Raw genomic sequence first — 22952 nt, forward strand, 5'->3', positions numbered from 1 at the left:
AGCTCGATTCCACTTCGGAATCGAGCTCTTTCTCTGTATAAAGCCTACATGGCGATGAGTTCGATTTTTCCATATTACATTACGTCTCTTAGCTCTTACAGTCAGCTGACCAGACCAAAGACGGGGCATCCCCTTTACTAAAGTCCGTTTTAAATTCTTTTAAATCTCTATATATTAGATAAATATGGAAATTTTATATAGAGGGAGAAGCTAAACATGTGGAGGTTTGTTCGCAAAATTTTGTTTTTCCTGCTCGTCATTCTTGTGGTGCTGGCAGGTCTCGGAGCCGCTTATCAATGGTACGGTTCCAAGCAGGACCGAAAAACATATAGACCTACCGGGAAACTGTATAATGTAGCAGGCAGCAAAATGCATCTCTATTCGGAAGGTATAGGCGATACAACAATCGTCTTTGCTTCAGGGTGGGGAACGCCGAATCCCTACGCCGATTTTTATCCTTTGTATGAAGGACTGAAGCAGCATGTGAAGATTGCGGTCTATGACCGTTTCGGTTACGGATACAGTGATAAGACAGACAAAAAGCGGGACATCAATATGATAACCGACGAGATTCATGAGCTGCTACAGGTCTCTGGGCAGAAACCACCTTATATTTTTGCCGCCCATTCAATGGGCTCTCTGGAAACCATCCGGTATTCGCAACGTTTTCCAGAAGAAGTGAAGGGTATTCTGCTTATAGAGGGCGGAAGCCCTGAATATTACAATTCCAGCCCGGAGCTTACTCTTATTCCTTGGATGCAAAAAGGACTCCGGACATTTGGCATACTGCGGGCTTTGTATCATGTGGATGGATTCGCCAAATGGCTATCCGATGAAAGCAACGGGGAGAAGCTATTGCCGGAGGAGCTGAAGGAATTAAACCGCAAATCCTTGCTGCTAAGGACTGGAAACCGAAATATGACGGATGAAATGCGCCAAAGCCGAGAGAATGCCAAAATGGTGCTTGAGGGAGGAAAACCGCTGAAAATTCCCATTACTGTATTGACTGCGGACTATTTTGGCAAGCTGGACGATGATCCGTCATGGGCAGACAGTGAAGCAGCGCTTCCTTCATGGTCTGTTTCTGGCAAGCAAACCATCGTGAAAGGCAGCTCCCACTCCCTTCATAGCTATCAGCCAGGCATTGTTGTTGATGAGCTGCTTCAATTGGCGGGTCATGCTGAAGCATTAGAATAGATTTGCTATAACAAAAAAAACAGATCATCCTCCTAAGAGGAATGATCTGTTTTCTTAAACGGTCTTATTTAATGCCTTGCTCCGTAACATACGCTTGCCATTGCTTCGTGTATTCCGCTTGAATTTTCTCAAGGCCTGCTTGTTTTGCTTTTTCCATGAACGTTTTTACGCCATCTTCTACGTTTTTCACGAGACCTGCATTCAGCGGGAACAAGTATTGTTTCTCTACCTGCTCAAGTGCTGCTCTCTCAGCTTGGTAAGGTGTGTAATCTTCTGCGAAACCTGTGAATTTATCAGGTACTTGAATTTTATCAAGCTCATCGAAGATCGCTTTTACGCCATCATAGTTTTTGTCGAACAGCATGAACTCAGGGTTTCTCCATGCCCAACCATTCATGCCCTCACGAGGGAAGCCGTTGGAATTGGAATCGCCGATCATCGAGTAATAGCCGTCTTTTACTTCATAGTTTTTGCCTTCTACACCGTATTGCGTAAGCATGTTGTAGCGTTTGTCCGTAACCAGCTTCTCGTAGAACGCAAGCGCGCGCTCAGCGTTTTTGCTGCTAGCTGGAATAGCGAAACCGTTGTGGATTGGGTGAACTGGCGTTGCAATTCCATTTGTTTTTGGGAATGGGTGGTAGCCCAGCTTCCAATCCGGGTGAGTTGCTTGAATTTTGATAACCATATCATTATAGCGAGTCGGGTTGTCCCCAATAATTGCTGCAGCTTTGCCGCTTGTGATTTGATCCTGCAGCGTATCTTTAACAGCCAGCACGTTTTTCACCATGTAGCCGTTATCCTGCCAACGCTTCATTACCGTCAAATCTTGAACTTGCTCATCTGAACCCCAGTAGGAATGTACTTCATTAGGTGTTGCATAGTCGATGCCGATACCGTATGGCAGCGCACCAACTGGAGAGTGGGAAATACCTATGAAACGGTCCATTAGGTTTGTTTTCACATCCGAGTTCATCGAAAGCGGTGTAACCGTCGGTTCATTTTTCTTGATTCCATCTAGGTATTGCTCAAACGTTGCAATATCTACTGGTGTAGGCAGATTGTATTTCTCGCGAAGATCTTCGCGCCATACAAAGCCATCCGTTACATACTCCTTGTACGTAGCTGGAACCGTGTAGATTTGACCGTCGATTTTTACAGCTTCCCACATATCTGCTGGCACATAAGAGTTAAGCGTAGGCGCTGCTACGGGAAGAATCTTGTCGAGCGCTTGGAAAGCGCCTTTCTTCGCGTACGATTGGTATTGCGTCCAATCCGCTGTGAAGATCAAGTCAACCTGTTGGCCTGATCCAAGCAATAGCTTGTACTTTTGATCCCAATCTGTCCAAGACGTATAGTTGAATTTAACGGTAGCATTCAAATCTTCCAATGCCATTTTGTTGACTTGCTCTTGAATAGAAGCGATATCTTTAGGAGCATCGCCTAACATATAAAATTGCAATTCCACTTTTTTCGACGTATCGATACCTGATTTTTCGCCGCCTTCATTCGTTGCGCCTTCGTTAGTTGTACCCTCTGTGTCTTTTGGAGCATCTGTGGCGCTACTGCCGCTGTTTCCATTGTTATTCGATCCGCAAGCTGCTAGTACTGTAATAAGCACGATGATGGATAGAAACATGGAGACCGCTTTTGCTGCTTTCTTAGTCATGTGAATCCTCCCTTTAATAAGTTCTTATCTATGTTAGCTAAACGTGGAATGATTGATCCCTTGTCTAGTTCTAACCTTTAACCGCACCAATCGTCAATCCTTTTACAAAATAACGCTGCACGAACGGATACAGGAACAGGATTGGTCCTGTAACGATAATGGACATCGCCATCTTCGTTGATTCTGTCGGCATGTCGGAGCCTAGCGAGACGCCAGTTCCCGAGCCCATTTGCGCAACGAAGCTCATCGCATTAATCACGTTGTACAAGTAATATTGCAGCTGGTACTTCGTCGTGTCGTTAATAAACAACGAGGAAGTGAACCAGTCATTCCAATAATGAAGCGCCAGGAACAAACCTACGGTTGCGATGCCCGGCATCGACAGCTGAAGCACAATCCGGCTATAAATGGTGAAGTCGTTTGCGCCATCGATTTTAGCGGATTCAATAACCTCATCCGGTACTGCCGAGCGGATAAAGTTTTTCATCAGAATAATAAGGAAAGGCGTCATAAGACCCGGCAATATCAACACTTCAAGCTTGTCAGTCAGCTTCAAATACTTGGTCATTAGGATGTACCAAGGCACCAGTCCGCCGCCAAACAGCGTCGTGAAATAAATCATAAAAGCGAAGAAATTGCGATATTTGAAATCCTTGCGCTGCAGGACGTATCCAGCCATCGTCATCAGGAACAATCCAAGCGTCGTCCCGATAACCGTGGTTAGCGTGGTCACGCCATAGGCTTGCAATACCTGCTTCGGAAAACGGAACACCGTCGCATAACCCTCAAATGAAAACACGGTTGGAATGAGATGGTAGCCATCTCTTATAATGGCTTCATTTTGCGTAAAAGAAGCAGATATAATGAGCAGGAACGGAAACAAGCAGGCTACAGTTGAAATGAGGATGACTATAAAAGCGATGAGTCTAAACCATTTCATATAATTGTCGTCTTTGATTTTCATGGGTACCTCCTACAGTTAACTGATAGCGATTGCTTCAAATCGTTTAGAACAATGCGTACTCGTCGTTGATTTTCTTGATGATATAGTTGACGGTCATGATAAGAACGAAGCCGAATAGCGATTGGTAAAGACCAGCGGCTGTCGACATGCCGATATCGAACGTCACTTTCAGTGAGCGGTACACATACGTATCGAGAATATCTGTCGTATTGTAAAGCACGCCGTTGTTGCCGATCAGCTGGTAGAACAAGTCGAACTGGCCTTTCATGATACTTCCGAGTGCGAACAGCAGGAGCATAACGAATGTTGTCTTCAGCATCGGAACGGTAATGTACCAGATACGCTGGAAAATGTTCGCGCCGTCGATTTTGGCAGCCTCATAATACTCTTCGCTAATTCCAGTAATCGATGCCAGGTAGATAACCATGCTGTACCCGATATTTTTCCATAGGTAGAAGATGATAATGAGGAACACCCACACCCATGGCGTATTGTATACGTCCAATGATTCGTATCCGAATGACTTCAGCGTCGAATTCAGAAATCCGCTCTCATAGTTGAACACGTTGTAAACAATGACACTAAGAATAACGAAGGACACGAAATACGGTAGAAACATGATCGATTGCGTCAGCTTCTTAAACCATTGCAAGCGCAGCTCGCTTAATAGAATGGCAAGCGCGATGGCGAGCACGTTTCCGAGTAGAATAAATACGATGTTATAGCCGACCGTATTTAAGGTTAGTCTTGCGAGAACCCCCGATTTCCATAAAAACTTGAAGTTGTCGAGTCCAACGAATTGGCTATTGAATAAGCTTGTGTTGAAGTCGAACCTTGTGAAAGCGTAGTAGATACCCACCATTGGAACATACGAGTTAATTAGGAAGAAGATAAGCGCCGGCAATAACATAAGGAAGAGTATACGATTCGTTACAAGCTCCCTAAGCACTCCATTTTTTTTCAACATGCAGATGATGTCTCCTCTCAAAGCGTTCTTTTCTATTTCGTGTTGTCTGCTGTTCTCACTGTACGCCGCCCCTGTTTTGGGAGAAAGAGTAAGATTGCAAAGTCAGTGAACGAATTAGCGAAATGAACAGTGAACGATTTAAACTTTTATGTATTAACAAGCCATTTCACACGGAATAGGCGTCAAAAAAACCACAAGATCGTCTGCTCGAAGTATCATTCGAGACGAACGAAATCGTGGTTTTTAGAATCATTGCTTATGCTTTTTGCAAAATCATAACGCCATGCGGCTCTATTTCTACCGTTCCACTCACCTGTCGATTAGTTAATAGGTCGAAATAGCTCACATTTTCGAGAGAAATCGTCGATTGATGGCTGTTATGGTTCAAAACAAACGTATATACCTGATCCCCTTTGACTCTCTGCGCGAGTTCTACACCTGCTGCCGCTGTGAACGGAGCAACAATTTGATGTTTTGCGCACAACGTTTGGATCAGATCCGCTAACAGCTTTTGTTCCGGCGCTGTAGCTACGTAATAGGCTTCACCTGAACCAAATGCGTTTACCGTCAGCGCTGGCATGCCCGCGTAAAAATCTTTGCCATATGTCCCGATTGCTCTCGCTCCCTCAAGATGAAGAAGATCACATAACAAACCACACTCATATGTTCCTGCTACATGGCCAAATGCCTCGCCAATTTCAACACTATTGCGCATCTCAGGCAGTAGGCTGTCAATCTCCTCCACCCATAGTCCCAGCAAATTGCGGAGCTTGCCCGGGTATCCGCCAAGCGTAACCAGGTCGTTCTCGTTGACGATGCCGCTGAAGAAGGTAGTGATGAAGGTGCCTCCATTTTGTACAAACGCTTCAATTCGCTCAGCAACACCTGGCTTTAACATATATAGCACGGGAGCTACAAGTATTTTGTATTTGGAGAAATCGCTCAGCGGACTGAGCACATCGATCGCCACATTCTGATCGTAAAATGCTTTGTAATACTTTTGCGCTTGATCCAAATAATTCAGGTCAACACTCGGTCCGCTCGTAATTTCTACTGCGTTCCACGTATCAATATCGAACAATAACGCGACCTCGGCATGAACCTCCGAATCAAGCAAACGATCGCCAAGCTCATCAAGCTCACGCCCGAGCGCAGCACATTCACGAAATACTCGCGTATCCTCGTGACCGACATGCTCGATAACTGCACCATGATATTTCTCGCATGCCCCGAATGAGCGGCGAAGCTGGAAGAACATAACCGTGTCAGCGCCATGCGCAACGGCTTGATAGCTCCAAAGCCGCATCACGCCGGGACGCTTCAAGCTATTATAAGGCTGCCAGTTTTGCTGGCTCGGTGTTTGCTCCATCAGCATAAAGGGCTTGCCGTCCTTTAAGCCGCGCATATAGTCATGGCGCATTGCCACATTGCCCATAGGCTCATTCATTTGCGGATAGCTGTCCCAAGAGACAACATCCATCGCTTCGCCCCATTTTTTCAGATCAAGACCGTTAAATAAGCCCCAAATATTCGTCGTAATCGGAATATCCGGCGTAACCGCCTTCAGCTCCGCATATTCAATTTGGTAGCAGCCGAGAATAGAATCGGACATAAATCGCTTGTAATCAATCGCCATGGGCTGGAAATTACGGTTATCTCCGTTTAAATTGGATGGCGGTACGATTTCCTCCCATTCATAGACGGTGTGTCCCCAAAAGCTCATATTCCACTCAGCGTTCAGCCGCTCAATCGTCTCGTATTTCACCTTCAACCATTCGCGGAATTCCGCCGCACAGCTGCTGCAATAACAATGCGTGCCGTATTCGTTGTTAATATGCCAAATGAGCAGTGCCGGATGATCTTTGTATCGCTCGGCTAGTTTACGCGCCAGCTGACCCGATAATCTGCGATAGGTCTTGCTGTTTGGACAAAAGTTCGTACGTGCGCCATGCGTGCGCTTCCTTCCGTCCACATCAACAGGCAGCACATCCTCATATTTGCGCGACATCCATGCCGGCTGTGCAGCGGTTGATGTGGCGAGACAAGCATAAATCCCATTTTCCGCGATGAGGTTCAGCAGCTTGTCCAGCCAGCCAAAATCATACGTATCCTCCGATGGCTGCAGCTTCGCCCAGCTGAATACAGGAAGCGTTACTACATTAATTCCCGCTTCTTTAAACAGACGCATATCCTCATGCCATATCTCCTCCGGCCACTGATCCGGATTATAATCTCCTCCATACCAAATCTGCTTCAGCTTCGTATTAATCATATCTTCACGGTCCCTTCTGCCATTAGCGTCGAATTCCGTGACATTCTAACGGATAAAGCACCCCGTTGTCATCCAACTTCCAGCGTTTCGCCGATAAGTTCACTGTGGTTTATATTGTTCACTCCATAAAATCAAGTTCATTCACCTTCATTTATTTGGTTCATTGCACCAAGCTGCAAGTGAAGATTATAATGTTCCTTGTATCAGCGAGCTGACTAGTGAAATATTCAAACTAATTCCTAAAAGGCACACGATCAACGTTTGGCTATATAGGGAAGCGCTTACGCTAATACAGTTAACCATGTTAATTCCAAAATGTTCTACATATATAAAGGGGGAGCCAACATGCCAGCTGTTCAATTGAAAAACAACGGAAAACTATACAGTAAGCTGCTGTTCACGATCACTTTGTGCATCGTGCTTACTCTAATGGTATCCTCCTTGTTTAATTTCTTCACTTACATGCAGATTGACTTGAAGAAAGCCTACCAGTCAGACGTCAGCAATCTAACCCAAACGAGTAAAGAAGTCATCAGCATGACCGAGAGCGCACAGTCCCTCTCCTTCCAAATCTATCGAACCTTCAGTGTCTCTAAGCTAATGTTCTACAATGACCCTAACATCTATGATGTTACAGCAGCGATGAACGAATTGAACAACTATTTGAACTCTATGCCGTTCATTGAATCCATTTATGTGTACAATTCGGCCAATGGCTTGTTTTACACTGCCAGCCGTCAAGCCGAAGGGGGCACGTTCAATAAAGAGGAGCTTGCGGATAAAGGGATACTTGATATTCTCGATAACTACCAGGAGTATCGTCCGTTCACGCCTATTCCGAGAACGTATAAAACGGTTAACCTCACCGGTGAGCAGTTAACGAAGGCTTATACCTATTTAGGTTATGATGCTATCGGTCGAACGCAGACGATTAATTCTGCTGTTATTATTAATATTTCTTCCGCTTGGATCAACAAAGACATTGGCGTCAATAAGAGCGACAGCGAGGGTAAATCCTATATTCTCGACAATCAGAACCTTCTGTTGTCCGGCGATACCCTTTTACCTAAAAAACTAAGCAACGAGGATAACCGCATCATTAATGAAAAGATTAAAAACAAAGAGTCCGGTTATGTTGTTGCCGACTTTGACGGAAAGAAGTCTCTTATCTCGTATACTTCTCCCGATTCCTTGGACTGGCAATACGTACGTGTGACACCATACAAGCATGTAACTAAAGCTATTTATTCCATCCGGAATACAACGATCATGATTGCTGTCATTATTTTGGTCATCGGCTTATTCATTTCATGGCTGCTCTCTCGTATGCTGTATCGTCCTATTCATCAAATTATGAATAAGATGAACATTCTCGAAACAGAAAAACGCAACAGTTCCTATACCATTAGGCAAAATATGCTGCGCAGCCTTATCCAAGGCTCGCAATCGCTGCAAACGAACGCACAGCTGCAGAAGCTGATGGTCAGCGGAATTACTTTCGACTTCCATGCGCGTTACCGCGTCGTCCTCTTAAAAATTGACGAGCTCGCGGCTCTGAAGCAAAATCGCGGCGACGATCTGCATGTCTATAAGTTTGCCATTATGAATATCGCTTCCGAGATTGCTCATAACGATTATCGCGTAGAAACCGTCGACATGGATGCCGATTATGTCATCATGCTTCTAGGCCGGCCCGACGAATCCGATGAGCTTGATGACGAGATGCTTCGAAACATGCTTGCCAAAATTCAGCGTTCCTCGTTGGACTTTTTGAAAATTGGTCTCTCGATTACGTATAGCCCTGAGGCCTTTCAGGCACAGCAGCTCTCTACCCATTACAAGCTGGTGAAGGAAGCATCGCAGCATCGCTTGTTCTATGGTCTTGGCTCTTTAATTAACGGACAGGATATCATATCTCTGAAATCGAAGGAGTATATCTTCCCCGCTGACAAAGAGCGGAAATTGACCGATGCCTTAATGACCTCAAAGACCGAGGAAGCCAAAAAACTGTTTGCAGAAATCGTGCAGGAAACGGCGCAGTATCCAATCCATGTCGTTCAGCTCGCCATCTCGCATCTAACGATGACCGTCAACAATATTTTGTTCACGATTCAAAAAAACAACAGCTTGGACGTTGAAGCAAGCCTAAGCATCCATATTCCAACGCCAGATCATTTTGAAACGATTAATGAGCTTAATGAAGTTTTCTTCTCCTTGTTCGATGACATTCAAATGAAGCTTTCCATGAAGCGCTCCACCAAACAAGGTGATTTGATTCGCAAGATTAACGATCTTATCCAAAAGGAATACGCGAATCCGAATTTGAGCCTGAACTGGATTGCTGATGAATTAGACATGTCATCCATCTATTTGAGCCGGGTATATAAGCAGCAGACGCTTGCTACTATTGTTGATGTCATTAATAATGTACGTATGGAACGTGCGAAGGAGCATTTGGAGAATACCGATTTGTCGATCGTAGATATCGCGGTAAAGAGCGGCTATACGAGCAGCTCCTACTTCCACCGAATGTTTAAGAAAAGCTTTGGCGTAACGCCTTCCGATTATCGTAAAACGAAGCTGGGTTAACACTTTCTGCTCTCTGCGAATAATCGCAGCACAGTTAGATTACTTATATTGTACCCCTTTCCTTTGCTTTATGTAGAGCAGAAAGGGGTATTTTATTATATTAGGCTAGTAATGCGTGATCTCAACAAAGAGCAGTAGTGTAAAGCCAGGTTTATTGATAAATGAGTAAAGTTCAGTTAGCATGTTGGTGAAGGCTATTTTAGTATATGGGGGTACAATGGAATGAAACAAAATAAATATGATGATTCAACTTTCTTCTCACAATATAAGGAAATGGCTCGTTCCACCCATGGACTTGAAGCTGCGGGAGAGTGGCATGTATTCAAATCCTTACTGCCAGACTTAAGTGGTAAAAGCGTGCTTGATTTAGGCTGCGGCTTCGGATGGCATTGCCTCTATGCTCGTGAACAGCAAGCAAGCTCAGTCGTAGGTGTTGATATATCCGAGAACATGCTGCAAAAAGCTCGGGAGCAAACGAATGACACCGCCATTACCTACATACAAATGCCGATTGAAGATATCGCATTCTCAGATTCTCAATTTGATATCGTTATCAGCTCATTAGCTTTTCACTATATCGAATCCTTCGAGACCCTGTGCAAAAAGATACATGCTTGTCTAAAGCCGGGAGGCTCCTTCATTTTTTCAGTAGAGCACCCTATATTCACTTCCCGTGATGAACAAGATTGGCATTATGATGACCATGGAAACCGTCTGCACTGGCCAGTTGATCAATATCAGTCAGAAGGCTTACGCAAAACCTCCTTCCTAACCGATAATGTGATTAAATATCATCGCACCGTTTCAACCTATATGAACGACGTGATTAGCGCTGGCTTTGAGTTAAAAGCCATTAAGGAACCTATGCCTTCGGAGGAAATGATGAATAATCCGCTGATGTTTGATGAGAATCGCAGACCAATGTTCCTGATTATCTCAGCGCAAAAGGCTTCCAACTAACATAGAAACATTGCATTTATGATGCGACTCAATCGCCGATTGTTTCAATTCTTCGGTGTATTCGGCGCTTGAGTCGCGTTGGCTTCACCCTATCGAGCTCAGATGGTGTTATATACACAAAATAGCATTCAAACGTGTTGAAAATCGCCGCTGTATAAGCGGTACATTGTTGCTAACGAACTCAGATGACGTTATTTGCCACTTTTAAGACCAATCTCTTTTCTAACGAACTTAAACCACGTTATTTACACAAAATTACTTTCATCTGTGCGGAAAATCGCAAAATAAGCAGCGCTGAGTTCGTTAGATTGAAAAACAGGCAAATTTATCGCAAATAAGGTGTCTGGTGTTCGTTAGCCGATTGTAGAATTCAGAGTTCATCTTTGAATGATAATGGTTGGCTCTGAAGCATTCGTTTTGCAGATTGCGTCGTGTGGTTTGTGGTTTGCGGTTTGTGGTTTGTGGTTTGTGGTTTGTGGTTTGTGGTTTGTGGTTTGCGGTTTGCGGTTTGCGGAGGCAATTGTTCCATCGGCAACAAACCAATTAAAAGTAAAATGGCTGCCTAACGGCAGCCATTCGTATAATTAGGCCAACCAGAATCTTATGGTTGGCCTTTTTAATATAAAAGAGTGCAATTGCACACTTAGGCATTCGTTCATTTTCTATGCTAACCAGTGTGTTGGACGAGTAAGGGTCGGCGGAATTTTTGTATCTGCATTCCCTTTGGCAGCGTTAAGCTGAAACTGCGTGAGAAAGAGACTTTTTGAGAGGTTTGCACCACTGAGGTCAGCGTCTCGAAAATCAGCTCCGATAAGGTCAGCCGCTCTAAGATCGGAATCTCTGAGGTCCGCAGCAATCAGATAAGACCCTCTTAAATTTGCTCCGATAAGATCAGCACCTCTAAGCTTAGCTCCAATGAGGTCGGCGCCTCTTTCGTAGGTCTTCTTACGGCCTCGAGTGTTACTCTGCTTATTCGCACGAATGGCTTTCTCGCGTACAAGCTCACTTGCTTTAAGAAGCAGCTTGTTGATTTCCAAACGATGTGCTGACACATTCAATTCCACCAATGAATCCGGGCTCAGGCGAGTGAACCGTTCTGTTTCTTCGAGCATAAATCTAAGCTCATCGTGAATCGATTGTGTCGTTTCCAGTGCAAGCGCCTCGTTTAAATACCAAAGCAGCTCATGGATTTGCCGCATGACCCGGAATACCTCGAACATTTGCTCCGCGGTATCTGGTACCTGCCGCCAATCTTGTCCGTTATAGGTTACCTGTGAAACCTGTTGACCAGCTCCAAAACAATCGTAAACTGTACAACCTTTAAATCCCCGCTCCCTAAGACTTTGATGAATGCCACAGCGAAAGTTCGATTGCAAATTGCTGCAGGGCTGACCGGCGTCTTTATCGATCGCAAAATCTATAGAAGCTGTGAACGGCAATGAAACACAGCATAAACCAAAACAATTCTCGCAGTCAGCGTGCAGACTGCCTCTATCCCATTCAGGAATGGATTGTGAAAATTCGTGTATCACAGACAAAGCAAGACCTCCTAACCAATACTTGGTGCAGTTAAATGAACTTTTATCTATATAAACAGATTGTTTTTATCCCAGTTCTTATATCCTATTACTGTAAATTCCTTCAGTCAATACCGACAGCGGCGCATGTGCACGGAAAAAATCATTTAAACTAAACTTTACCAAATTATTTCAAGCTTCTTATCGAAAAGCTATATTCTCACATGAAAAAAGGATGCAGATCACGGTAACGTGTCTGCATCCCTTTCTATAAATCTATCCACTTATCATTTACCAGGCAAAAACTCCGTCGTAAATATCTCCTTGGCGTCGAACTTATTTTTGAGCAGCCCTAGATCAGCAAGCTGATTGATCAGCGTCGACCAACGTTCCTCTGTCATATAGCCAAATCCATGCTCAGCAGCATCCCCGCCATAAACAAACTCCTTCTGAGCTTGATCCTCAAAATCGATCGCATCAAGATCAATATTCGGATTAGCTGCATGAATAGCGGCATTCACTTCCTTAGAAGTATCCTTATATGACATCCAGCCCTCGGAGAAGGCAGCCACAAAATTTCCAACGGTCTCTTTATTTTTCTCCAAATACTCTTTTGTGACGAACAATACTACATTGTATGGATTATAACCAGATTCGGAAATAAGCAATGTTTTTGTTTTTACGCCTTCCTTCTCCATGAAGAACGGCTCTGAAGTTAGGAATGCTTGAGTGACCGATTCTGGATCAGCAAGAAAATTGACATGCTGGCCAGTGTAGGTCATTTCTTTTGCTCCGCTCAAATCATATTTGCTCTTCAAAAAGTCCCAATACGTAATGCCCGGCTGAATAAATACGGTTCTGCCATTGAGGTCCTCGAAGCTATTTACCTCTGTACTTTCTTGAAACATGAATGCTTGCGGACTGCCTTGAAGCGCCGCTGCTACGACAACCAAATCAATCCCCTGATTTTTAGCGATAACGATTTGATCCGCATGAGCAAGACCGAATTCCGCTTTTCCAGAAGCGACGATTTGCACAGCTGAAACCTGCGGGCCTCCCGGCTCTAACGTAACATCAAAACCATGCTTTTCAAAAATCCCCTGCTCCTTGGCCGCATATACACCGCCATGCTGTGCCTTCGGGAACCAGTTCAGAACAAGCTTTGCTTTCTTCGTTTCTACAGGAGCTTTGGGCGCTTCTGTAGCAGCCGTTTCTGCAGTTGGTGAATTCTCTGTTGTACTTGCCGGTGTGTTATTTCCAGACTTCCCTCCACATGCTGCGAACAAGACCATCATTAGCGTTAGCGATAAAGCAACTCCCCCGAATTTCATCCATTTTTTCATTTTGTCTCTCCTCCACTTTTTCTATTTATTTTCTTGTCTTCATCGCGGACTCATGCCATGAGCCCAGTACTCGCTTAGCGATCATGCTGACGATGAGATAGAAGCTGATGCCTAAAATAGCTGAAGCAATACCGCAAGCAAATAAAAAAGGTGTTTTCATCTGTACAGCAGCTATCGTAATGGCGTATCCGAGCCCGCCTTTGCCGCCCCCGATTCCTGCAACATACTCCCCTACAATGACTCCGACAATCGATAGGGTACACGATATTTTCAAACCAGCCATGATGTAAGGCATTGCAGCAGGAAGGCGAAGCTTCCACATTTTTTGCCACTTTGATGAATTGTAAAGCGTGAACAACTCATCCATATTGGAATCCACTGAATTTAATCCCATTAATGTATTGGAGACAACAGGGAAAAATCCGATTAAAAAGGAGATAACGACGATAGAATTGTAGCCGGCGCCAAACCAGATCACGACAAGCGGCGCTACAGCAACAACGGGAATGGTCTGAAGGATAATGGCGTATGGATAAATGCTTCGCTCCATAATGAGTGAACTGGCAAGTAAAATGGAGATGAAGATACCGATCACCGCGCTAAGCAAAAAGCCTACTACCGACTCCAAAACAGTAATGCGCACGGCTTCCCACAAAATAGACCAGTCCTCGATTGCTGCTTTCAACACATCCGTCGGTTTAGGGAAAATAAAAGGTTTCATGCCAAGCCAAGCAGGAATGAGCTGCCAGAGCGCCATTACAAGAACAAAGGCCACAATCGGTCCTAGATAATAATGTTTGAATGTATATCCAAAATTTCGGCTTGTTTTCTTCACAACAACTGGCGTCTCAAGCTTAGGCTGCAAGGTTTCAAATGATGAGATCGACATTAACCCAGCTCCTTCCGATGAGTGCCATGCTCCAAATAAGTTGAGGCCAGCTCAACATATTTACCGAAATCCCGCTCGGTTCGCATGCCAAGCGTCCTTGGATAAGGCAGCCGCACATTAATTAAAGCAGATAATTTCCCAGGACGTGCCGACATGACGGCAATCTTGGAGGATAGCAGAACCGCTTCAAACACATTGTGCGTCACGAACAAAACGGTCATTTTCTCACGTTCCCATATATCAAACAGCTCCATTTGGAGGGTTTGCCTTGTAATTTCATCAAGCGCTGCAAAGGGCTCATCCATGAGCAGAAGCTTTGGCTTCGCTGCTAAAGCGCGGGCAATGGAAACTCGCATTCTCATGCCGCCGGAAAGCTGCCTTGGATATGCTTTAAAATGGTCCTTTAAACCAACCATCTCCAGCACTTGTTTAGCCGCTTCTTTATTTTCTTTCATATTTCCACCTCTGAGCTCCAGAGGTAAAATGACATTGTCCAGCACAGTGCGCCACGGCAATAAATTAGCTTCTTGGAATACATAGGCAATATCGTTCGACTCACGGATCAGCTGCTTCGGTTCCTTGCCATTCACCAGCACACCACCAGAGGTTGCCTCCTCCAGCCCTGCTACCATTCGAAGCGCAGTAGACTTTCCACAACCAGACGGCCCTAGAAAGCTGATAAATTCTCCCTCTTTTATGGAGAAATGAACATCACTTAACGCGATGGTTCCAGTATTATATATTTTACTTACATGGTTAAAGGCTACGATTTCTTTCCCTGCCGCATCATTCACATCGTCTCCCCCTTTTTCGCTTAACAATCGTCAGATGATATTGGTTTTTATGTTAATTTATATGACATATTATCATTCGAAATACCTAGGAACAATAGCTAAGTTAGCTAAAATTGGGCGCACATTATTGTGCAATCCAAATAAAACTAACTTGAATGCGTTATATTCATGGTGATCATAAAGTCATTTATGTTAGAAAACCTAACTTAAACTGACCATTTTTATAAAATGCAAACAAAAAAAGTGATCATCCAAAAAAAATCAGATGATCACTTCTAAATAATTAGCAGCATGAACATGTTCACTATTTGCGTTGATTGTGGAGATGGACAAGCTTTCTTTTCCACTCCTCTTCCCGCTCGCGTTCCACAGAAAAGAACTCTTTATTCATGACTGCTTTGGCATTATCATTGAATGTAAGTGGCGAACATTCAGCCAACGCACGAAAATAGGCAAACTAAAAAAGCCGAGCAGCAGTTAGATCCTGCACAGGCTCGACTTTTGATTGTGGTTAGTTAAAATTAATATCATTATTCCCAGCGGGTCAACACGATTGGACCTTCCTTCGTAATCGCCACGGTATGCTCAAATTGCGCCGCCCAGGCCCCATCTCTAGTCCGAGCCGTCCACCCATCCTGTGCTATATATACGTCAGCTCTTCCTGCTGTAAGTATCGGCTCTATCGTTATCACCATGCCTTCTTCAAGCAAAATCCCCTGACCAGGCAAGCCATGATGCATCACCTGAGGAAATTCATGCATGCTTCTGCCGATGCCATGACCAACAAAAGCTGTTACTACCTCAAAACCAGCTCTTTCCGCTCTTCTTTGAATCGCGTATCCGATGTCTCCCAGTCGATTGCCTAGCACTGCTTGCTTTATTCCATCTTTTAACGATTGCTCTGCTGCAAGGAGCAGCTTTTCTGTGGCCGTATTCGTCTTGCCAATCGCATAGGTCCATGCTGAATCAGCCTTCCATCCGTCCAATTCAGCCACCATATCAATCGTAACAATATCACCGGCTTCCAGCGGCTCAGAGTCTGGAAAGCCATGGCAAACAACCTCGTTAACGGAGGCACACGTAGCAAATGGATATCCTTTATAGCCTTTCTGCGCCGGAGTCGCCCCTCGATCCAGCATGAACCGCTCAACAAACCGGTCAATCTCCTGCGTGGTGACACCCGGCGCTATCCGTTTCGAGAGCGCTTTGTGACAGGCAGCGACAATACGGCCAGCTTTACGAATGCCCCGAATATGTTCCTTTGTCTTCAAATCCACTGCCATGTGTGTACGTACCTCCTTAAGGTTTTACGTAAGTAAAATCCACTTCGAAAGCATAGGCTCAGGTGTTACGATAGTAAAATCCACTTCGAAAGCATAAGCCTAGGTTTTACGATAGTAAAATCCACTTCGAAAGCATAGACCTAGGTTTTACGTTAGTAAAATCCACTTCGCAAACATATCCCGCCTATGACAACGAGTAGATTTGTCTATGTATAACTTATTCGAGAAAAGGGAGACACATGCCCATCAGATATGGCGAAATTATGATTTGAGGGGGGAAATATTCGTTGCACTATCGAGTGACCAAAAATAATCTGAGGTTAGTAGGATTGGTGGGAAATCCATTTTAGAAAAACCTAGCATCCTAAGTTTGTATGTCCTGTAAAAAAAAAACAAAAAGACTTTGCATCCTGCCTATAGACAGTTTACAAAGCCGTATCCTTCATGATGAGTCTAGCTGACCGAGGAGTTGATTCTGCACAATTCATTTTCCACCAATGTCGTTAATTCATCTTCGTAGCCCCCGGTAATCCGGTACTTGCGAATATACTCTTTAACAAATTTACGCGGGTCCTTGGGTTGAAAAATTCTCGTGAGTTCTTTCAGGCTTTCCTTGACTTCATTCTGGCTATGCTTCGCCATGAAATCTCCTCCCCTTTACGTTGGATGGTCGTCCTAAACAGCATTATACGAGACCGCATGCGGCGATTACACCGCAAGAACCCCCACTCGGTGCAGGCAACTCCATGGCCAATGAGTCACAATGTTCGCATTTTTCTTACTATTATAACATTTAGGTTCAGAATATGAAAGTTAACAATTATTAATCTCTTGGCGCGGCTTTTTTGGATTTGGGCGGCTTCTTATGCTCAGAATCCCTTGCGGTTGTTATGCTAATTACGTTTGGAGGCGAGACATCAGCTGACTGGTGAGACGTAGATGAAAGCCGATCTTTACGAAACATTCTTAAATATGCGATCACGCCAATAATGGCGACCAAAATTCCGAATGCTAAAACCAATGTCGTTACCCAGCCCTGAACCATGTCCTCGCCTCCTTCCCATATTACTTTTATCGGTATATTACGCTTAATTATTAGCTCTGTTCCACTCGAACTATTTTTCCATAATTAGGTATTATTATATCGTACCAGAAGCAAGCAATCAACTTACGAAAATGTGAACTAAATGATCCGATACGCACCAATCCCGCAAACGAGCAGCTTGCCTGCGTCATCCTTTACCTGCGCTTGCAGCGTCAGTGTACGTTCCGTTCGGTGAACCAGCTCTGCTTCGCAAAGCAGCACGCCGCCCTTGGCGCTGGCGAGAAATTGTGTGTTCAAATTTGCTGTTACCGCGCTTTTCTCAGGTGCTGCTAGCATAACCACAAGCCCCATCGCATTATCCATCAGAGACATCAGCACTCCGCCGTGAACGATGTTTAGCAGATTAAGATGCCGCTCAGTTGCATCCAGGCAAATGGCCGCTTTACTTGCGTTTGCCTGCACGATTTCACAGCCAAGCAATCCCCAAAAGGTGGCTTGCGCACGTTCTGCGAGCCTTGTCAGATGACCGGCTTGATCTGCCTGTTGAACAAACCAATCCTCATCCATACCGCTCACTCTCCCTTCTTCTCCGCCTTTCTCGCCTTTTCAGCCTCCGCCTCCTCCTCCTGCAGTTTTCGACGAAGCACTTTTCCGACCATCGTTTTTGGAAGCGTTTCCCTAAAGGAATAGTGGTGTGGCACCTTATAGGAAGCGAGCCGCTCTCTGCACCAACGGTCAAGTTGACTGCTTGATACTTGCCAGCCCTCCTTAAACACAATAAAAGCTTTTACCGTTTCGCCTCTGTACTCATCCTTCACACCAATCACTGCCGCTTCCCTTACGGCCGGATGCTCGAACAGTACCTCCTCCACTTCACGAGGATAAATATTAAAGCCGCCAGCGATAATAACATCCTTAATTCGATCCATAATCGTAAAATAACCATCTTCATCCATCGTAGCAAGGTCGCCAGTATGGAGCCAACCATCCCGCAATACCTGATCCGTTTCAGCAGGCTTATTCCAATATCCTCGCATGACCTGCGGACCGCGAACAATTAACTCCCCAAGCTCACCGATAGGCAATCTCTCACCGCTCTCAGGATCAATCACTGCCGCATCCGTATCCGGAAAAGGAATGCCGATCGTACCGATTTTGCGTTTCTCCCATACTGGGTTGGCATGGGTGACGGGAGAAGATTCCGACAAGCCATAACCTTCAACAAGCCTTCCGCCAGTTAAAGCTTCGAACTTCTCCTGCACCTCTAGCGGCAAAGCCGCTGATCCGCTTACACACACATTAATAGAAGAAAAATCGATTTTTGCCGCGGACTTATGATGGATGAGTGCGACATACATCGTTGGCGCGCCTGGAAAAATGGTAGGTTTCTGCTGATTAATCGTTTGCAGTACCGTCTCCACTTCGAAGCGCGGAAGTAATATAAGCGTTCCCGCACGCAGTACCGACATATTCATTAATACCGTTAATCCAAACACATGAAACAGTGGCAGCGCCGCTAAAAATCTCTCTTTAGCATCCTCCGCTTTATAGCACCAAGTAGATATTTGTATCGTATTGGCAACGAGATTGCGATGAGTCAGCATCACACCTTTTGGCGTTCCTGTTGTGCCGCCTGTATATTGCAGCGCCGCGAGATCAGACCCTTTTGCCGAATCAGGCAGGCTCATATCCGTATGCTTTGCTGCAAGCAGCTTCTTATAAGAAACGACACCAAAGCTGCCATATGGAATATCTGCGCGAAAGCCCTCTTTTCGCTGCTTAAGAGGATAAAGCAAGTTTTTCGGAAACGGCAGCCCATCCTTAATCGATGTGATGATGGCATGCTTCAGCTGCGGCAGCGGACCCGACTCCGGCTGCTTGCCTCGAACCCGAGACAAGCGTGCATAAAGCAGATCAACCGTAATGACAGCAACAGCTCCGCTATCTGCTAGCTGATGCTCAAGCTCCCGCTCCACATAAAGCGGATTTGTCTGAACAACGACGCCACCTGCAAGCAGCACGCCATAAAAAGCAGCCACTGCCTGCGGGCAATTCGGCAGCATGATTGCCACCCGGTCTCCTTTGGCTATGCCAATGGAAAGGAGACCATAAGCGAGATTAACCGCATTCTCGTGAAGCTCGCGGTATGTTAATATTTTGCCTAGGAAATGTACAGCAGGATGATTTGGATGATGATTAGCCGCATTTATTAAAAACTGGACGATGCTCTGATCGGGATAGTGCAGTGAAGGCGAAACCTCTTTCGGGTAATGTTGAAGCCATGGGCGCGCTTGCTCTTCAGATTGAGTGGACGGTTGCTCGGGCAAAGACGGATCTTCCGGTCTGAGCGAATCCATTCATGCTCTCCCCCTTCACACGACATAATGCTCACTGTTAATGACACGAGCGGCAATTGTTCGCTTCAAAGCAACCGTATCTGAGATAGGCGCGCGCATCAGCTTTTTGAGGACGGACAGCTGCATCTGCAGCCCGTCTCCCGTCTCTAGCGCAGCAAGTGCCAGCTTAGCTAGTGACTCGACCCGCTCCATGGCCTCCTGCACAAAAACTGTCGTCATCGCTAAAACATTTTCCGTCTTTTCCGAAGCGACTCCGCGGCTTGCCTTCCATATTTTTTGTGAGCGCAGCAGTGCGCTTTCCATGGCAAAAATGTTGATCATAAGATCAGCAAGAGAACACAGCACCTCTTGTTCCTGCTCCAGCCGCAGTCCCAGCTTCTGAACAGCAAGCCCGCCGATGGCGAGGAAGATTTTTTTCGCTTGACCTACGCGGAACGCTTCTTTGCTAAGCGGCTTTTCAAGAGGCGGAATCGGCATCGGCTGCAGCAGCTCTGCTTGCAATGAACGAGCTTTGCGAAGCAGCGGGAGCTCGCCCTTTAACGCTTTTTTCATCAGCGTGCCAGGAATGAGCATCCGATTAATTTCATTCGTGCCTTCAAAAATCCGATTAATTCGCGAATCCCGATAAATTCTTTCCACCTTATACTCGCGAATATAACCGTAGCCGCCATGAATCTGCACCCCTTCATCCGCCACAAAATCAAGCGCCTCAGAAGCAAAAACCTTTATAATCGAGCATTCAATGGCATACTCTCCGATTGCCTTAGCGACCGTCATGCCTTCAACTGCCGCCCCGCCTTCCTCTGTCGTCCGCAGCATCGAATCGATCCAGCCTGCAGTTCGGTAAACCATGCTCTCAAGCACATAAGTACGAATGTTCATATCAGCCAGCTTGGCGCCTATTAACGGATAGGAGGAAATCGCCTTCCCAAATTGCTTCCGCGTATTGGCATAGGCCGATGCAAGCTCAATGGTCTCCTTCGACGAACCGAGGCAAGCTGCTCCAAGCTTAAAGCGTCCTATGTTCAAAATGTTAAATGCGATTTGATGCCCTTTTCCAACCTCCCCAAGCACGTTTTCAACCGGTACCGCTACATCTTCAAAAAATAAAGGGCGTGTTGAAGAACCCTTGATGCCCATCTTATGCTCCTCCGGTCCAATACTGAACCCCGGCATGCCTTTCTCTACAATAAATGCTGTAAAATACTCACCGTCTACCTTCGCATAAACGATAAATAAGTCAGCAAAACCTGCGTTTGTAATATAGAGCTTTGATCCATTGAGCACGTAGTGCTTCCCATTTGGCGATAATCTTGCCGTCGTTTTCGCCCCTAGCGCATCCGATCCCGATGCTGGTTCAGTTAAGCAATAAGCAGCGATGCGCTCCCCCGTTGCAAGTGCCGGGAGATACGTTTCTTTTTGCTTTGGTGTTCCAAAAAAAACGATCGGCAGCGTGCCGATTCCCGTATGAGCGCCTACCGAAAGCGCAAACGAGGAGGATCTTGCCAACGTTTCTGCGAGCAGCGTCGTGCTTACCTTGTCGAGCCCCAGCCCGCCGTAAGCCTCCGGCACATCTGCGCCCAGCAGGCCAAGCTCACCTGCTTTGCGCATCAGCTCTACGGTCAGATCATAATTTAAAGCTTCCAGCTCCGCATCGCGCGGCGTTATTTCCGCATCCATGAACTGCTGCGCCGCATCCGCCATCATTCGTTGCTCTTCCGTAAAATCCTCGGGCGTCACGACCGATTCCGGCACACTGTCTTCCACGACAAACCGACCGCCAAAACGTATCGTCTCCGTCATGCGCAGTTCTCCTTTCAGCCAACCGAATATTTTATTTCAGGATGCTGCCAAACTCCCTTATCCACCTGCCGACCTTATTGGTCTGAGTTATACACTTCAATTACGCCTGCTGCTCCCATGCCTCCGCCAATACACATCGTGACAACGCCAATACCGCCGCCTCTGCGGCCAAGCTCATGAATAAGTGACACTGACAGCTTTGTTCCTGTACAACCAAGCGGATGTCCGAGTGCGATAGCCCCGCCGTTCACATTGACGATTTCAGGATTAATGCCAAGCTCCTTAATGATAGGGACGCATTGTGCCGCAAACGCTTCATTAAGCTCAAACAGATCAACCTGCTCAAGCGTAATTCCCGCTTTCTTAAGCGCTTTAGGCACAGCTTCGATGGGACCGATGCCCATGACCTCAGGAGCTACGCCAGCTACACTGAAACCGCGGAATACGGCAAGCGGACGATAGCCAAGCTCCTCCGCACGCGCCCTGCTCATCACGATTACCGCAGCTGCTCCATCGCTCATTTGGGACGTATTGCCCGCTGTAACCGTACCTTCTCTTGCAAAAGAGGGCTTGAGCGGCGCCAACGTCTGAACCGTCGTCTCCGGCCGGACGCCTTCATCTGTATCGAAAGTGATCACTTTCGACCATGGACGGCCAGCATCGTTCACGCCGGAGCGGCTTGTCGTTATCGGAACGATCTCGGCTTGGAAGCGTCCTGCTTCAATAGCTGCTGCCGCCTTGCGATGGCTGGATGCTGCAAACGCATCCTGCTCCTCACGCGTCACCCCATACCGGCGGGCAACCTCTTCAGCCGTATGTCCCATTCCCATATAAACCTCTGGCATCGCATCGACAATCGCAGGATGCGGCGACAGCCTGAAGCCGGTCATCGGCACATGGCTCATGCTCTCCACTCCGCCAGCAGCAATAACGTCCGCATCGCCAAGCCTAATTCGCTCCGCTGCATAGGCGATTGCTTGCAGGCCTGATGCGCAAAAGCGGTTAATCGTTACTGCTGGCGTCGCCACCGGCAATCCCGAATAAAGCGAGATCGTGCGCGCCATATTCAAGCCTTGTTCGCCTTCGGGCATTGCGCAGCCAATGATGACATCCTCTATAAGCTCGGGCGACAAGCCGGGCAGACTCTCAAGCGCACCTTGCAGCACAGCTCGCCCAAGATCCTCTGCCCTCGTCTCCGCAAGGCTCCCCTTTGATGCTTTGCCGACCGCCGTCCTCACCGCAGCTACGATAACGGCATCACGAGCGTGATCTTCAAACGGTGATGAAGCTGACATTTCACTCTCCC

Annotated in this window: 19 protein-coding genes; 4 read left to right on the forward strand and 15 right to left on the reverse strand. The window is 46.1% G+C overall.

Annotation, left to right across the window (positions count from 1 at the left end):
- Window positions 1–216 precede the first annotated feature (216 nt).
- Window positions 217–1197 (forward strand): alpha/beta hydrolase, encoded by a 981-nt coding sequence (locus tag AC1DM9_RS14310; protein ID WP_477580606.1) that lies wholly within the window; start codon window positions 217–219, stop codon window positions 1195–1197.
- Between the two features lie 64 nt (window positions 1198–1261).
- Here AC1DM9_RS14310 and AC1DM9_RS14315 read toward each other — a convergent pair whose 3' ends face one another.
- From AC1DM9_RS14315 to AC1DM9_RS14330, 4 genes are all read right to left on the reverse strand, one after another.
- Window positions 1262–2869: an extracellular solute-binding protein gene (locus AC1DM9_RS14315; protein WP_179089946.1), complete on the reverse strand. Its 1608-nt coding sequence runs from the start codon at window positions 2867–2869 to the stop codon at window positions 1262–1264.
- 64 nt (window positions 2870–2933) lie between these two features.
- A complete protein-coding gene (locus tag AC1DM9_RS14320) occupies window positions 2934–3827 on the reverse strand; it encodes a carbohydrate ABC transporter permease (protein WP_339206543.1) in 894 nt (297 codons plus the stop codon).
- A 43-nt stretch (window positions 3828–3870) separates the two neighbouring features.
- Window positions 3871–4794 (reverse strand): ABC transporter permease, encoded by a 924-nt coding sequence (locus AC1DM9_RS14325; protein WP_083682713.1) that lies wholly within the window; start codon window positions 4792–4794, stop codon window positions 3871–3873.
- A gap of 256 nt (window positions 4795–5050) precedes the next feature.
- Window positions 5051–7066 carry a beta-galactosidase gene (locus tag AC1DM9_RS14330; protein WP_477510156.1) on the reverse strand — a complete coding sequence of 672 codons (2016 nt, stop codon included), beginning with the start codon at window positions 7064–7066 and terminating at the stop codon, window positions 5051–5053.
- A gap of 345 nt (window positions 7067–7411) precedes the next feature.
- Here AC1DM9_RS14330 and AC1DM9_RS14335 point away from each other — a divergent pair, with 345 nt between their 5' ends.
- The 3 genes from AC1DM9_RS14335 to AC1DM9_RS14345 all read left to right on the forward strand — a co-directional run bounded on the left by AC1DM9_RS14335 (window position 7412) and on the right by AC1DM9_RS14345 (window position 11203).
- Window positions 7412–9655: an AraC family transcriptional regulator gene (locus AC1DM9_RS14335; protein WP_477510155.1), complete on the forward strand. Its 2244-nt coding sequence runs from the start codon at window positions 7412–7414 to the stop codon at window positions 9653–9655.
- Between the two features lie 222 nt (window positions 9656–9877).
- Entirely contained in the window at window positions 9878–10615 is a 738-nt protein-coding gene (locus AC1DM9_RS14340; RefSeq protein ID WP_477510154.1) for a class I SAM-dependent methyltransferase, read from the forward strand.
- A 387-nt stretch (window positions 10616–11002) separates the two neighbouring features.
- Window positions 11003–11203, forward strand: a complete 201-nt coding sequence (locus AC1DM9_RS14345) for a hypothetical protein (protein WP_477580609.1) — start codon at window positions 11003–11005, stop codon at window positions 11201–11203.
- Between the two features lie 74 nt (window positions 11204–11277).
- On the opposite strand, the gene AC1DM9_RS14350 is transcribed toward AC1DM9_RS14345, so the two are convergent.
- From AC1DM9_RS14350 to AC1DM9_RS14400, 11 genes are all read right to left on the reverse strand, one after another.
- On the reverse strand, window positions 11278–12153 hold the full coding sequence (locus AC1DM9_RS14350; protein WP_477510153.1) for a pentapeptide repeat-containing protein: 876 nt from the start codon (window positions 12151–12153) through the stop codon (window positions 11278–11280).
- Window positions 12154–12419: 266 nt separating this feature from the next.
- The gene (locus tag AC1DM9_RS14355; RefSeq protein WP_477510152.1) at window positions 12420–13475 is read right to left on the reverse strand and encodes an ABC transporter substrate-binding protein; all 1056 of its coding nucleotides are present in this window, start codon (window positions 13473–13475) and stop codon (window positions 12420–12422) included.
- 25 nt (window positions 13476–13500) lie between these two features.
- Complete coding sequence (locus AC1DM9_RS14360; RefSeq protein ID WP_076268378.1) at window positions 13501–14364, reverse strand: ABC transporter permease; 864 nt, start codon at window positions 14362–14364, stop codon at window positions 13501–13503.
- Window positions 14364–15158 (reverse strand): ABC transporter ATP-binding protein, encoded by a 795-nt coding sequence (locus AC1DM9_RS14365; RefSeq protein WP_477580611.1) that lies wholly within the window; start codon window positions 15156–15158, stop codon window positions 14364–14366. Before AC1DM9_RS14365 ends, AC1DM9_RS14360 begins: the two co-directional genes overlap by 1 nt.
- 530 nt (window positions 15159–15688) lie before the next feature.
- Window positions 15689–16441 carry a type I methionyl aminopeptidase gene (gene map, locus AC1DM9_RS14370; protein WP_477510150.1) on the reverse strand — a complete coding sequence of 251 codons (753 nt, stop codon included), beginning with the start codon at window positions 16439–16441 and terminating at the stop codon, window positions 15689–15691.
- Between the two features lie 453 nt (window positions 16442–16894).
- Window positions 16895–17083 (reverse strand): hypothetical protein, encoded by a 189-nt coding sequence (locus AC1DM9_RS14375; RefSeq protein ID WP_076268380.1) that lies wholly within the window; start codon window positions 17081–17083, stop codon window positions 16895–16897.
- A 181-nt stretch (window positions 17084–17264) separates the two neighbouring features.
- Complete coding sequence (locus tag AC1DM9_RS14380; protein ID WP_076268381.1) at window positions 17265–17486, reverse strand: hypothetical protein; 222 nt, start codon at window positions 17484–17486, stop codon at window positions 17265–17267.
- Between the two features lie 138 nt (window positions 17487–17624).
- Entirely contained in the window at window positions 17625–18053 is a 429-nt protein-coding gene (locus AC1DM9_RS14385) for a PaaI family thioesterase (protein WP_076268382.1), read from the reverse strand.
- 5 nt (window positions 18054–18058) lie between these two features.
- A complete protein-coding gene (locus AC1DM9_RS14390) occupies window positions 18059–19843 on the reverse strand; it encodes a long-chain-fatty-acid--CoA ligase (protein ID WP_477580613.1) in 1785 nt (594 codons plus the stop codon).
- Between the two features lie 15 nt (window positions 19844–19858).
- Window positions 19859–21646, reverse strand: a complete 1788-nt coding sequence (locus tag AC1DM9_RS14395; protein WP_339206530.1) for an acyl-CoA dehydrogenase family protein — start codon at window positions 21644–21646, stop codon at window positions 19859–19861.
- 74 nt (window positions 21647–21720) lie between these two features.
- Window positions 21721–22941 (reverse strand): acetyl-CoA C-acyltransferase, encoded by a 1221-nt coding sequence (locus AC1DM9_RS14400; protein WP_441877912.1) that lies wholly within the window; start codon window positions 22939–22941, stop codon window positions 21721–21723.
- Window positions 22942–22952: the final 11 nt, after the last annotated feature.

This window comes from Paenibacillus sp. 01T431 (assembly GCF_056398625.1).